Origin of the sequence: Nigerium sp. (genome assembly GCF_039811905.1) — a bacterium.
In the GTDB taxonomy this organism is placed as follows: domain Bacteria; phylum Actinomycetota; class Actinomycetes; order Propionibacteriales; family Propionibacteriaceae; genus Propioniciclava.
Map to the genome: position 1 here is coordinate 60,125 of NZ_JBDHZL010000002.1, position 12,343 is coordinate 72,467.

Genomic DNA, 12,343 nt, shown 5'->3' on the forward strand with positions numbered 1-12,343 from the left:
TCGCCGGCCGCGGGCCCTCAGCGCTCCGCGGCCGAGGCGGCCGCGCGGACGTAGGCGTCCCGAACCTGGAGGCTGTCGACGACCTCGTCGAGCAGCGGGTCGACGAAGCGCTCGCGGTGCTGGCGGTCGGCGGCGGCGGACGCGGCGAGGTTGAGCGCCGAGAAGGCGGCCAGGGTCAGGGAGACCTTCACGAGCGTCGGGCTGATCGGCACCTGGGCGAGCAGGCCGGGGAAGCGCTGGGCGGGCCGGCCGGTCCATTGGGCGGCCGTGGCCTCCGACACCGACAGCCACCCGAAGAGCATGAAGAAGCCGAACACGACGACGGCGAACAGCGTCGCCTGGATGAGGGCGGCCAGGCACGGCACGAGCAGCAGGTTGAAGCGCTCGCTGCGGCGGAGCGGCGGCACGTCGATCCCCTCGCGCTCCGACGCGTGCTCGGCCAGCATCGAGCGCAGCCCGTCGTTGGTGGTGACCGCGACCAGCAGCACGGTCAGCAGGGCGAGGATGCCGACGACCGCCCAGGTGCGCTCGGTGCTGAGCGCGACCATCACCTGCCAGATCTCGGCGTTGTAGAAGAAGAACAGGAACGCGACCATCAGCATCGGCAGCACGCGCGCGGCGAGCGGCCCCAGCGTCTCCGTCTCGCGCAGCACGCGCAGGACCGACCAGCGCAGCACGGTGCCGACGCCGAAGAACCCGGCGACGGCCAGGCCCGTGACGATCACCACGCCGAGCCACGCCCACAGAGGGCTCGGATCCCCGGACGCCGCCTGCGTGCCGACGACGCCCCCAGCGCCAGGATCACCCCCAGGGCGTTGCCGGCCGGCGCGGGCAGCCGCCGGGCCGCGCGGTCGGCCAGCCAGCCGGCGACGGGGGCGGCCAGCATGCAGGCCAGGCCGACGGTGAACCCGACCCACACCCCGTCGGCCACGCCGTTCAGCGTCTGCTCGACCTGGGCCTCGTCGGTCGTGGCGATGAGCCCGTCGATCACGTCGTTGGCGCGCTCCACCAGCGCCACCCCGACCGGGAGCAGCAGGGCGCAGGCGAGCGGCCCGGGGGCCCGCCGGACCAGCCCGCGGGCCCGGACCGTGGGCGGGAGCACGAGCGGCAGACCCAACGCCCGCAGGCGCTGGGCGAGCGCTTCGGGGTCGGACTCTGAGATGCCCTCGAGCGCGGACGCCCCGCGCCCCTCGCCCCCGGACGCCTCCCGCGCGGTGCCCACGGAGCGCTCAGCCGGCGACGAGGACGTGGTCGCCCTCGACCGTCGCGTCGGCCGGCGTGAGCCCGGACGTCGCCGGGCCGCTGATCACGTGCCCGTCGGCGATGTCGAAGTAGCTGTTGTGGCAGGCGCAGACGATCTGGCGACCCTGCATCTTCGTGACCGGGCACCCCTGGTGGGGGCAGGTGTAGTCGAACGCCTTGAACTGCCCGGCGGCCGGCTGCGTGACCACGAGCTTGGCGTCCGAGAAGATCGTGCCGCTCCCCACCGGGATGTCGGCCTTCGGGAAGCTCTTCGGGGTCGGGGACGCAGCGGGCTGCGCCGGGGAGCACGCCGTGACGCCGAGGGTGGTGGCGGCCACCGCGAGGCCGGCTTTCAGGAACGTTCGTCGGTCGGGCATGGCGTCAGCGTACCCACGACCCCGGACGGAAACCGTCGGACGCCCCGCCTACACTGACGCGCATGGCTGATCCGGCGTCCTATCGACCGGCGCCCGGCTCGATCCCCACGAACCCGGGCGTCTACCGGTTCAGCGACCCCCACGGGGTCGTGATCTACGTCGGCAAGGCGAAGAACCTCCGCCAGCGGCTGAACTCCTACTTCGCCGACCCGGCGTCCCTGCACTTCCGCACGCAGACCATGGTGCGCACCGCGGCGAAGGTGGAGTGGACCGTGGTGCAGAACGAGCTGGAGTCGCTGCAGCTCGAGTACACGTGGATCAAGCAGTACGACCCGCGGTTCAACATCAAGTACCGCGACGACAAGTCGTACCCGTGGGTCGCGATCACGTGGAGCGAGGAGTTCCCGCGCGTCTTCGTCGGCCGCGGCGCGAAGCGCAAGGGCAACCGCTACTTCGGGCCCTACGCGCAGGCGTGGGCGATCCGCGACACGATCGACAGCCTTCTGCGCGTCTTTCCGATGCGATCGTGCAGCGCGGGGGTGTTCCGCAACGCGAAGGCGTCCGGGCGGCCGTGCCTGCTCGGCTACATCGGCAAGTGCTCGGCGCCCTGCGTGGGCCGCATCGACGCCGAGGCCCACCGCGAGCTCGTCACCGACGTCTGCGACTTCCTCGCCGGCCACACGAACGCGCTGACGCGGCGCCTGCAAGCGCAGATGCAGCGGGCGTCCGATGAGTTGCAGTTCGAGAAGGCGGCCGTCCTGCGCGACCAGCTCGGGGCGTTGCGCTCGGCGACCGAGCGCAACGCGATCGTCCTGCCGGACGGGACGGACGCCGACGTGGTGGCGCTGGCGTCCGACGAGCTCGAGGTCGCGGTGCAGGTGTTCCACGTGCGGGCGGGCCGCGTCCGGGGTGAGCGGGGCTGGGTGGCCGACCGGGCCGACGATTCGTCGTTGGCCGAGCTGCTCGACACGTTCCTGCTCGGGCTGTACTCCGACGCCGAGGCCGGCGACGGCACCGAGGTGAGCCGCGCGATCCCGCGGGAGATCCTGGTGCCGCTCGAGCCGGCGAGCGCCGACGCGCTGGGGGCGCTGTTGTCCGACGTGCGGGGGGCGCACGTCCGGCTGCACATTCCCCAGCGCGGGCCCAAGCGCGTCCTGCTCGACACGGTCGCGAAGAACGCGTCCGAGGCCCTCGCCCTGCACAAGACGCGGCGCGCGAGCGATCTGTCGACGCGCAACCGCGCGATCGAGGAGATCCAGGAGGCGCTGGAGCTGCCCGCCCCGCCGTTGCGCATCGAGTGTTACGACATCTCGCACCTGCAGGGCAGCGAGGTCGTCGGCTCGATGGTGGTCTTCGAGGACGGGCTGCCGCGCAAGTCGGAGTACCGGCGGTTCATCATCAAGACCGTCGAGGGCTCGAACGACGTGGGGGCGATCGACGAGGTCATCACGCGCCGTTTCCGCCGCTACCTGGAGGATCAGCAGTCCCTCGAGGGCGAGGGTGCGGTGCTCGTCGACCCGACGACCGGCGCCGCGCGTAAGTTCGCCTACGCGCCGGGGCTCGTGGTCGTCGACGGCGGCGCGCCGCAGGTCGCCGCGGCCCGCGCGGCGATGGACGCCCTCGGCGTCTCCGACATCCCCGTCGTCGGGCTGGCGAAGCGGCTGGAGGAGGTGTGGCTGCCCGACGAGGAGTTCCCGCTGATCCTGCCGCGCACCAGCGAGGGCCTCTACCTGCTGCAGCGGGCGCGCGACGAGGCGCACCGGTTCGCGATCACCCACCATCGCGGCCGCCGCAGCAAGTCGATGGTGGAGTCGCTGCTCGACGATGTGCCCGGCCTGGGCGAACTGCGCCGCAAGGCCGTCATCAAGCACTTCGGCTCGCTCAAGAAGCTGCGGGCCGCGCGCTGGGAGGAGATCGCGGACGTGCCGGGTATCGGCCCCAAGACGGCGCTGGCGATCAAGGCGGCGTTGGATGCGTCCGCCCCGGGCGAGGCGGTCAATATGGCGACGGGTGAGATTGAAAGCGGCTGAGCGCGCTGTCGCGCGACATAATGGGCGCATGAGCGAAGCCTCCGCGGTTCGGTTCGTCGTCATCACCGGCATGTCCGGCGCTGGGCGACGGACGGCGTCCCACACGCTGGAGGATCTGGGGTGGTATGTCGTCGACAACCTGCCGCCCAGCATGATGCCGGCGCTGCTCGACACGGCGCTCGAGCGTGGGTTCTCGCGGGTGGCGGTCATCGTCGACGTCCGGACGCGGTCGGAGTTCGACGAGATCCCCGCCGCCTTCGACACGCTCGTCCAGCGGGGCGTGCTGCCGCAGATCCTGTTCCTCGAAGCCCCGGACGACGTGATCGTCAGGCGGCAGGAGTCGGTGCGGCGTCCGCACCCGCTCCAGGGCGACGGGCCGCTGCTCGACGGCATTCACCGCGAGCGCGAGATGCTCGCCGTGCTGCGCGCGGCGGCCGACATGGTCGTCGACACCGGACGCCTCAACGTCCACCAGCTCGCGGCGCGCGTCGCCTACGCGTTCGACGCCGACCCCGATCGCGGCCTGCACGTCACGGTCATGTCGTTCGGGTTCAAGAACGGCCTTCCGGTGGACGCCGACATGGTCGTCGACGTCCGCTTCCTGCCGAACCCGCACTGGGTTCCCGAGTTGCGCCCGCAGACCGGCCTGTCGCAGGCGGTGTCGTCGTACGTGCTCGGCTTCGACGAGGCCCAGCAGTTCCTCGCCTCCCTGGTGAGCCTCGTGCTCACGATCACGCCCGGCTACATCCGCGAGGGCAAGCGGCTCGCGACCGTGGCGGTCGGCTGCACCGGCGGCAAGCACCGCTCGACGGCGATCGCCGAAGAGTTGGCGCGGCGGCTGGAGGCGGAGGGCGTCGGCTGCAGCGTCCTGCACCGCGATCTCGGTCTCGAGTGATGCGCGCGCTCAGCGGGTTGCCGCACGTCGTCGCCCTCGGCGGCGGACATGGGCTGTCGGCGTCCCTGGAGGCGCTGCGGCGGGTCACGACCAACCTGACGGCGGTCGTGACGGTCGCCGACGACGGCGGTTCGTCCGGGCGCCTCCGGCGCGAGTTCGACATTCTGCCGCCCGGCGACCTGCGGATGGCGCTGGCCGCGCTGTGCGGCGACGACGAGGAGGGCCGCGTCTGGGCCGACGTGTTGCAGTCCCGCTTCGGCGGCGAGGGCGTCCTGGCCGGGCACGCGATCGGAAACCTGCTGATCGCGGGCATCTGGGAAAGGCTGGGCAGCGACCCGGTCTCCGGGCTCGACATGGTCGGCAAGCTGCTGGACGTGCAGGGCAGGGTCCTGCCGATGGCCACCGTTCCGCTCGAGATCGAGGCCGACGTCATCGGCGTCGACCCGCGGCTCCCCGACGAGCCCGGGCTCGTCCGCGGCCAGGAGAACGTGGCGCTGGCGTCCGGGGAGGTGCGCGCGGTGCGGCTGATCCCGCACGATCCGCCCGCCGCCCCGCAGGCGCTCGAGGCGATCGCCCAGGCCGACTACGTGGTCCTGGGCCCCGGGTCCTGGTTCTCGTCGGTGATGCCCCACCTGCTCGTCCCGCAGGTGGCGCAGGCCCTGCGCGACACCCCGGCGCGGCGCTTCCTCACCCTGAATCTGACGCCGGACGACGAGACGCAGGGCTATTCGGCCGCCGAGCACCTGGAGTTCCTCTCCGAGCACGCCCCCTGGCTGCGCCTGGACGCCGTGATCGTCGACCCCAGCTTCGCCCGGGCTGACACGCATCTGGCGGCCTACGCGGCCAGCTTCGGGGCCGACGTCGTCACCGCTCACGTGCGCATGTCCGACGGCTCCCCGCGCCACGATCCGAATCGCCTGGCCTCCGTTTATGCGGACCTGATGTCTCGGTAAGGTTCTCCCTATGGCGTTAACACCCGAGGTGAAGGCCGAGCTGGCGACGGTCGAGGTCACCAAGCCCGCCGTCCGCAAGGCCGAGGTGGCCGCGATGCTGCGCTTCGCCGGCGGCCTGCACATTGCCGGCGGCCGCGTGATCGTCGAGGCCGACCTGGACACGGGCGGCGCCGCGCGCCGGCTTCGGTCGTTCGTGAGCGACCTGTTCGGCTTCACCTGCGAGTTCGTCGTCATCACGCCGAGCCAGCTCCGGCGCGGCACGCGCTACGTCGTCCGGCTGATCCGCGACGGCGACTCCCTCGCGCGTCAGACCGGCCTGGTCGACAATCGCGGACGCCCCGTGCGCGGCCTCCCGGCCGCGCTCGTCAGCGGGGGCCTCGACGTGGCGACGGCCGTGTGGCGGGGGGCTTTCCTCGCGCACGGCTCGCTCACGGAGCCCGGCCGCTCGATGTCGCTGGAGATCACCTGCCCCGGGTCGGAGGCCGCGCTCGCGCTCGTCGGCGCGGCCCGCCGGCTGGGCATCTCGGCGAAGGCGCGCGAGGTCCGCGGCATCGACCGGGTCGTGATCCGCGACGGGGACGCTATCGCCGCCATGCTGACCCGCATGGGGGCCCACGAGACGCTGCTGGCGTGGGAGGACCGGCGGATGCGCCGGGAGATCAAGGCGTCCGCGAACCGGCTGGCCAACTTCGACGACGCGAATCTGCGCCGCTCGGCCCGGGCGGCGGTGGCGGCCGGGGCGCGCGTGGAGCGGGCTCTCGAGATCCTGGGCGATGAGGTGCCCGACCATCTGAAGGTGGCCGGGATGTTGCGTCTGGAACACAAACAGGCGAGCCTCGAAGAGCTCGGGCAGTTGCACCAGCCGCCGCTGACGAAGGACGCCGTGGCCGGCCGCATCCGTCGCCTTCTGGCAACGGCTGACAAGCGCGCCTCGGAGCTCGGAATTCCCGGCACGGAGGCCAACCTGAGCCCCGAGATGCTGGACGAGCGGGACTGAGTCCCGGCCGTATCAAGGATCTGTTCCGGGCCTGCACTCCGAGGGGTCATCTTCGCTAGAGTGGCGACGTCCGCCAATCGCCCCCGGCGAGATCCATCGCGGGGCGAACACTCTCGTAAGGAGAAACAGGTTTATGACTGTCAAGGTTGGCATCAACGGTTTCGGCCGCATCGGTCGCAACTTCTTCCGCGCAATGCTCGAGCAGGGCGCCGATCTCGATGTGGTCGCCGTGAACGACCTCACCGACACGAAGACGCTCGCTCACCTGCTGAAGTACGACTCGATTCTCGGTCGTTTCGGTGGCGAGGTCAGCCACGATGACGACGGCATCACGGTTGACGGCAAGCACATCAAGGTGCTCGCCGAGCGCGATCCCGCGAACCTCCCCTGGGGCGACCTGGGCGTCGAGGTCGTCGTCGAGTCCACCGGCTTCTTCACCGACGGCACGAAGGCCAAGGCGCACATCGACGGTGGCGCCAAGAAGGTCGTCATCTCCGCCCCGGGCAAGAACGTCGACGGCACCTTCGTGATCGGCGTCAACGAGGATCAGTACAACGCGGAGTCGGACAACATCATCTCCAACGCGTCCTGCACCACGAACTGCCTCGCCCCGTTGGCCAAGGTCCTGAACGACGAGTTCGGCATCGTGCGCGGCATCATGACGACGATCCACTCCTACACCGGTGACCAGCGCCTGCTGGACGCCCCGCACAGCGACCTCCGTCGCGCCCGTGCGGCGGCGCTCTCGATGATCCCGACCAAGACCGGCGCCGCCCAGGCCGTCGCCCTGGTCATCCCGGATCTGAAGGGCAAGTTCGACGGGCTCGCCGTCCGCGTTCCGACGCCGACGGGCTCCCTGACCGACCTGACCTTCGTCGCCGAGAAGGAGGTCTCCGTCGAGGCCGTCCAGTCCGCCGTGAAGGCCGCCGCTGAGGGCCCGCTCAAGGGCGTCCTGAAGTACACCGAGGATCCGATCGTGTCGGCCGACATCGTCGGGGATCCGCACTCCAGCATCTTCGACGCCACCGAGACCAAGGTCATCGGCAACCTCGTGAAGGTGCTCTCGTGGTACGACAACGAGTGGGGCTACAGCAACCGCCTGGTCGACCTGACCGAGCTGGTCGCGAGCAAGCTCTGATCATCAGCGCCTGAGACGAACAGGGGTGGGGTTGCGCTGCGCCCCACCCCTGTTCGTTTCCCGAAAACCTGCCGCGCCCGCACGCAGCGGCCGCGGACCATCACTGCACGCGAAAGGAACCACCGTGAAGTCACTCGCTGACTTGGGTGATCTGAAGGGCAAGCGGGTCGTCATCCGCTGCGACTTCAACGTGCCGCTCGACGGCACGACGATCACTGACGACGGCCGCATCAAGGCCGCGCTGCCGACCCTCACCGCTTTGAAGGACGCCGGCGCCCGCACCATCATCCTCGCCCACCTCGGCCGCCCGAAGGGCGAGGTCAACGAGAAGTACTCCCTCGCCCCGGCCGCGAAGCGGCTCGGCGAGCTGCTCGGCGTCGACGTGAAGCTGGCCGGCGACACCGCCGGCGAGTCCGCGAAGGCGACCGCCGAGGGTCTCGCCGACGGCGAGGTCGCGCTGCTGGAGAACGTCCGGTTCGAGCCGGGCGAGACCTCCAAGGTCGAAGAAGAGCGCACCGCGCTCGCGGAGAAGTGGGCCGCCCTGGGCGACGTCTTCGTCTCCGACGGGTTCGGCGTCGTGCACCGCAAGCAGGCCTCCGTCTACGACCTGGCGAAGCTGCTCCCGGCCGCGGCCGGCAATCTCGTGCAGAAGGAGGTCGACGCCCTCTCCAAGGTGACGAACGACCCGGCGCGCCCGCTCGTCGTCGTGCTCGGCGGCGCGAAGGTGGCCGACAAGCTCGCCGTCATCGACAACCTGCTGAAGGTCGCCGACACGCTCGTCATCGGCGGCGGCATGGCGTACACGTTCATCAAGGCCGAGGGCCACGAGATCGGCAAGTCCCTGTTCGACGAGGCCAGCCTGGACGCGGTGAAGGGCTACCTCGAGCAGGCCAAGGCGGCCGGCAAGAAGATCGTGCTCCCGGTCGACGTCCGCGTCGCCACGGGGATGGACTTCGCGGCCCGCACGGTCGACGGCGACGTCGACGTCGTGGCGGTGGACGCGATCCCGGCCGACAAGATGGGCCTCGACATCGGCCCCGAGACCGAGAAGCTCTTCGCCGACACGATCAAGTCCGCGAAGACCGTGGTCTGGAACGGTCCGATGGGCGTGTTCGAGATCGACGCGCTGGCGTCCGGCACGAAGGCCGTCGCCAAGGCGCTGACCGAGGTCGACGGCCTGTCGGTCGTGGGCGGCGGCGACTCCGCCGCGGCCGTGCGCGAGCTCGGCTACGACGACGACCAGTTCGGTCACATCTCCACCGGTGGTGGAGCTTCCCTGGAGTTCCTCGAAGGCAAGGAACTCCCCGGTATCGCGGTCTTGGAGGGCTGATGTCTCGTACTCCGCTCATGGCGGGCAACTGGAAAATGAACCTCAACCACGTCGAGGCGACCGGGCTCGTCCAGAAGCTGGCGTGGACTCTGACGGACAAGCAGTACGACGCCTCGAAGTCCGAGTGCGCGGTCATCGTCCCGTTCACCGACCTGCGCACCGTGCAGACTCTGGTGGAGGGCGACAAGCTGCCGCTGACCTACGGCGCTCAGGACGTGTCGGTCCATGACAAGGGCGCCTACACGGGTGAGATCTCCGTCGACATGCTGAGCAAGCTCAAGTGCACCTACGTGGTGATCGGCCACTCCGAGCGGCGCGAGTACCACGCGGAGAGCGATGAGCTGATCAACGAGAAGGCCAAGAAGGTCCTCGACGCGGGCATGACCCCGATCATCTGCGTGGGCGAGAAGCTGGAGGTCCGCAAGGAGGGCAACCAGGTTCCGTTCGTGCTCGATCAGGTCACCAAGTGCCTCGACGGGCTGTCGGCCGAGCAGGTCGCCGGCCTCGTCATCGCCTACGAGCCCGTCTGGGCCATCGGCACCGGCGAGGTGGCGACGCCCGACGACGCTCAGGAGGTGTGCGGCGCGATCCGCGAGCACGTCGCCAAGGAGCTGCAGGGTGCCGAGGCGGCCGAGGGCGTGCGCATTCAGTACGGCGGCTCGGTGAAGTCGGGCAACGTCGTCGACATCATGGCCAAGCCCGACGTCGACGGCGCGCTCGTCGGCGGGGCCAGCCTCGATGCCGAGGAGTTCGCCAAGATCGTGCTGTTCTACGCCCAGTAGTGGCGCCGAGTAGTCGCGAGGGCCAGAAGTAGCGGGAGCAACAGTCACCCTGAGTTAGAATGCTCGGGTGACTGTTGCTCCTTTACTCACGTGGCCGATCCTCACGGTCTCGATCCTGGTGGTCATCACCAGCCTGATCCTGGCCGCGTTGATCCTCTTCCACAAAAGCCGGGGTGGCGGCATGTCCGATCTTTTCGGTGGCGGCATGTCCACGTCCATGGGGGGCACCTCGGCAGCCGAGCGCAACCTTGACCGCATGACGATCATCGTCGGTCTCGTCTGGCTGGCGTGCATCATTGGTCTGCTGGTCTTGTACCGGTACTTCCCCGAGATCGGGGTGCTGGGTACACCAGGGCCGAGCTGAGCCCCGGGCAGCAAGACATTCGCTTTTTTGACAAGGAGAAATAGGTGGTCGGTGGTAGCGCGATCCGGGGGAGCCGGGTCGGAGCCGGTCCAATGGGCGAAGCGGAGCGCGGTGATTCCGCTCCGCGGCTGTATGTCTCGTACTTCTGCGCAAATGGGCATGTGACGCGTCCCGCGTTCGCGGCCGATGCGCAGATTCCGGAGACGTGGGATTGTCCGCGTTGCGGTCTCCCTGCCAACCTCGATTCTGAGAATCCTCCGCCCCCGCCGAAGATCACCCCGTACAAGACGCACCTCGCGTACGTCAAAGAGCGCCGCTCCGATGAGGAGGCGGCGGCCATTTTGACCGAGGCGCTGGAGTTGCTGCGCAGCCGTCGCGCCAACGGCGAGGTTATTTACTAAAGCGATTCCGCATTTCTCCGCGAGGCTCATTCCCGCGGAGAAAAGCGGCCTTCGTGAACGAAAATGCGGCGCCGCGTGCTGCGGCGGCCGTCGATCCGCGGGCCCCAGCGCCCGCTGGACGCCGCTAGAAACTGCAGCGGTAGTAGTCGAGGCCGGCGGCGGCGTCCTCGTCGACGAACCAGACCGTCTCTTCGACGCCGCGGGCCACGCCCGCGGGCGTCTGGGGGTCGCCCGCGACGGCGAGGGCCAGCGAGCGGGCCTTCTCCTCGCCGCTCACCAGGAACCAGACCTCCGTCGAGCGGTTGATCGCCGGCATCGACAGGCTGATGCGCTGCGGAGGCTCCTTGGGGGCGTCGTTCACCGCGATGACCGACTGCGTCGTCGCGTCGAACGACGGGTGCCCCGGGAAGATCGAGGCGACGTGGCCGTCCTCGCCCATGCCGAGCAGGCAGATGTCGAAGACGACGTCGTCGAGCTCCTTGGCGTAGGTGGCGGCTGAGGCGCCGTTGTCGGCGAGCCCGTCGGCCGCCGGCATCGGATGCGTGCGAGCCGGGTCCAGCGGGAACCGGCCCGCCATCACCACCAGCGTCGGCCCGGCGTTGCGCAGCGGGTCGTCCGTCGGGAGGAAGCGCTCGTCTCCCCACCAGAGCTCGAGGCGTCCCGGGTCGAGGTCGGAGCCCTCGATGAGGGTGCCGAGCTCGGCGTACACGCGGTTGGCGATCCGCCCGCCGGTGAGGCACAACTGGGCGACTCGGCCGTCGGCCTGCAACTGGATCAGCCGCTGCAGCAGACGCCTCGCCGCGCCGGCGGCGAGGCTCGGGGGGTCCGCGTAACGGTGGATGGCGGTCATTCGATCTGGCTGTCCTTGGCCTTCGCGATCTGCTCGTCGCCCGGGACGGCCGCGACGGCCTGGCGTTCGGGCTTTTCGGTGCGGCGCAGCAGTTGCTTCATCGTCGACTGGAGAACCTCGTCGGTATCCATGCGGCGCAGCTCCTCGGTGAGGAGCTGGCTGACCGAGCGTCGGCGCAGCGCGACGATCCGCTTCGGCGTCTTGGGCGCCGAATAGGTCGCCATCCGGCCGTCCACCCGGCGGATGCTGATGTCGCCGCCCTCCATCGACATGATGACCGACGTGACCCCAAGGCCGACTTCGCTCTCCGAGACCGTCACCGGGCAGGGCAGCCGGTCGTCGAGCCAGGCGGCCAGCAGGACGCCCGCCGCGTTGTTCGGCTCGGCCGTCACCTCGATCTTGGTGACCTTCTCGGGGTACTGGTCGAGCGCGCTCACGAGCAGCGCGCGCCACGGGGTCAGCCGGGTCCACGTGAGGTCGGCGTCGCCGGGGGTCATGTGGTGGGCACGCAGCTCAAGGGCCTGCAGCGGGGCTTGGGCGCCCATGGCGTCCGTGATGCGCCGGTTCGCGAGCGCGCCGAGCGGGTCGTCGCGCAGGGACGCCGGCGCGGCCCCCGGCCACCAGGCGATGACGGGGGAGTCCGCCAGCAGCAGCGGCAGGACGACGGTCTCCCGGTGGTTCGCCAACTCGCCCTGGAACCGCAGCGAGATGATCTCGCCCGGCACGTCCTCCCCGATGTGGACCTCGGCGTCGAGCCGGTCGGCCTTGGCCATGCCGTTCGTCACGATGATGAGCCGCGACGGGTGCTCGCGGCCGGCCTCGACGCAGGCGTCCAGAACCGCCGAGTAGTCGTGCAGGTCGGTGATCACGAGCAGCGTGAAGACCAGCCCGGACGCCGACCCGACGTTGTGCCGGGCGTCGGTGAGCGCGTTCTGGATCTCTTGGGCGTTCGTCCACTTGAGCGTCTTGATCATGGCGAGCTCC

14 protein-coding genes are annotated in these 12,343 nt (G+C 70.1%); 9 read left to right on the forward strand and 5 right to left on the reverse strand.

Features of this window, described 5'->3' with window-relative positions; genetic code table 11:
- Nucleotides 1-17: 17 nt before the first annotated feature.
- The 3 genes from WMJ97_RS01010 to WMJ97_RS01020 are packed head-to-tail and all read right to left on the reverse strand — an operon-like array spanning nt 18 to nt 1,619.
- On the reverse strand, nt 18-728 hold the full coding sequence (locus WMJ97_RS01010; protein WP_347347089.1) for a hypothetical protein: 711 nt from the start codon (nt 726-728) through the stop codon (nt 18-20).
- On the reverse strand, nt 722-1,222 hold the full coding sequence (locus WMJ97_RS01015; RefSeq protein WP_347347090.1) for a hypothetical protein: 501 nt from the start codon (nt 1,220-1,222) through the stop codon (nt 722-724). Before WMJ97_RS01015 ends, WMJ97_RS01010 begins: the two co-directional genes overlap by 7 nt.
- 7 nt (nt 1,223-1,229) lie before the next feature.
- Nucleotides 1,230-1,619, reverse strand: a complete 390-nt coding sequence (locus WMJ97_RS01020; protein ID WP_347347091.1) for a Rieske 2Fe-2S domain-containing protein — start codon at nt 1,617-1,619, stop codon at nt 1,230-1,232.
- A 62-nt stretch (nt 1,620-1,681) separates the two neighbouring features.
- On the opposite strand from WMJ97_RS01020, the gene uvrC reads away from it, so the two are divergent.
- The 9 genes from uvrC (at nt 1,682) to WMJ97_RS01065 (ending at nt 10,509) form a co-directional block, all read left to right on the forward strand.
- The gene (uvrC, locus tag WMJ97_RS01025) at nt 1,682-3,649 is read left to right on the forward strand and encodes an excinuclease ABC subunit UvrC (RefSeq protein WP_347347092.1); all 1,968 of its coding nucleotides are present in this window, start codon (nt 1,682-1,684) and stop codon (nt 3,647-3,649) included.
- Nucleotides 3,650-3,677: 28 nt separating this feature from the next.
- Nucleotides 3,678-4,544, forward strand: coding sequence for an RNase adapter RapZ (gene rapZ, locus WMJ97_RS01030; protein WP_347347093.1), 867 nt, complete (start codon nt 3,678-3,680; stop codon nt 4,542-4,544).
- Entirely contained in the window at nt 4,544-5,497 is a 954-nt protein-coding gene (gene yvcK / locus WMJ97_RS01035) for a uridine diphosphate-N-acetylglucosamine-binding protein YvcK (protein WP_347347094.1), read from the forward strand. Before rapZ ends, yvcK begins: the two co-directional genes overlap by 1 nt.
- 10 nt (nt 5,498-5,507) lie before the next feature.
- On the forward strand, nt 5,508-6,494 hold the full coding sequence (gene whiA / locus WMJ97_RS01040; protein ID WP_347347095.1) for a DNA-binding protein WhiA: 987 nt from the start codon (nt 5,508-5,510) through the stop codon (nt 6,492-6,494).
- Nucleotides 6,495-6,627: 133 nt separating this feature from the next.
- On the forward strand, nt 6,628-7,632 hold the full coding sequence (gene gap / locus WMJ97_RS01045; RefSeq protein WP_347347096.1) for a type I glyceraldehyde-3-phosphate dehydrogenase: 1,005 nt from the start codon (nt 6,628-6,630) through the stop codon (nt 7,630-7,632).
- 124 nt (nt 7,633-7,756) lie between these two features.
- Nucleotides 7,757-8,962: a phosphoglycerate kinase gene (locus tag WMJ97_RS01050; RefSeq protein WP_347347097.1), complete on the forward strand. Its 1,206-nt coding sequence runs from the start codon at nt 7,757-7,759 to the stop codon at nt 8,960-8,962.
- The gene (gene tpiA / locus WMJ97_RS01055) at nt 8,962-9,744 is read left to right on the forward strand and encodes a triose-phosphate isomerase (RefSeq protein WP_347347098.1); all 783 of its coding nucleotides are present in this window, start codon (nt 8,962-8,964) and stop codon (nt 9,742-9,744) included. Before WMJ97_RS01050 ends, tpiA begins: the two co-directional genes overlap by 1 nt.
- 67 nt (nt 9,745-9,811) lie before the next feature.
- A complete protein-coding gene (gene secG, locus WMJ97_RS01060; protein WP_347347099.1) occupies nt 9,812-10,108 on the forward strand; it encodes a preprotein translocase subunit SecG in 297 nt (98 codons plus the stop codon).
- A 44-nt stretch (nt 10,109-10,152) separates the two neighbouring features.
- Complete coding sequence (locus WMJ97_RS01065; protein ID WP_347347100.1) at nt 10,153-10,509, forward strand: RNA polymerase-binding protein RbpA; 357 nt, start codon at nt 10,153-10,155, stop codon at nt 10,507-10,509.
- A gap of 124 nt (nt 10,510-10,633) precedes the next feature.
- Here WMJ97_RS01065 and pgl read toward each other — a convergent pair whose 3' ends face one another.
- Together pgl and WMJ97_RS01075 are read right to left on the reverse strand one after the other, a co-directional pair.
- A complete protein-coding gene (pgl, locus tag WMJ97_RS01070; RefSeq protein ID WP_347347101.1) occupies nt 10,634-11,359 on the reverse strand; it encodes a 6-phosphogluconolactonase in 726 nt (241 codons plus the stop codon).
- The gene (locus WMJ97_RS01075; protein WP_347347102.1) at nt 11,356-12,333 is read right to left on the reverse strand and encodes a glucose-6-phosphate dehydrogenase assembly protein OpcA; all 978 of its coding nucleotides are present in this window, start codon (nt 12,331-12,333) and stop codon (nt 11,356-11,358) included. Before WMJ97_RS01075 ends, pgl begins: the two co-directional genes overlap by 4 nt.
- Nucleotides 12,334-12,343: the final 10 nt, after the last annotated feature.

What these genes read in the sequence shown, in the direction of transcription:
- yvcK (WP_347347094.1), top strand. Translation starts at nt 4,544, where the DNA reads ATGCGCGCGCTCAGCGGGTTGCCGCACGTCGTCGCCCTCGGCGGCGGA.
- WMJ97_RS01020 (WP_347347091.1), bottom strand. Translation starts at nt 1,619, where the DNA reads ATGCCCGACCGACGAACGTTCCTGAAAGCCGGCCTCGCGGTGGCCGCC.
- tpiA (WP_347347098.1), top strand. Translation starts at nt 8,962, where the DNA reads ATGTCTCGTACTCCGCTCATGGCGGGCAACTGGAAAATGAACCTCAAC.
- WMJ97_RS01075 (WP_347347102.1), bottom strand. Translation starts at nt 12,333, where the DNA reads ATGATCAAGACGCTCAAGTGGACGAACGCCCAAGAGATCCAGAACGCG.
- gap (WP_347347096.1), top strand. Translation starts at nt 6,628, where the DNA reads ATGACTGTCAAGGTTGGCATCAACGGTTTCGGCCGCATCGGTCGCAAC.
- rapZ (WP_347347093.1), top strand. Translation starts at nt 3,678, where the DNA reads ATGAGCGAAGCCTCCGCGGTTCGGTTCGTCGTCATCACCGGCATGTCC.
- uvrC (WP_347347092.1), top strand. Translation starts at nt 1,682, where the DNA reads ATGGCTGATCCGGCGTCCTATCGACCGGCGCCCGGCTCGATCCCCACG.
- pgl (WP_347347101.1), bottom strand. Translation starts at nt 11,359, where the DNA reads ATGACCGCCATCCACCGTTACGCGGACCCCCCGAGCCTCGCCGCCGGC.
- whiA (WP_347347095.1), top strand. Translation starts at nt 5,508, where the DNA reads ATGGCGTTAACACCCGAGGTGAAGGCCGAGCTGGCGACGGTCGAGGTC.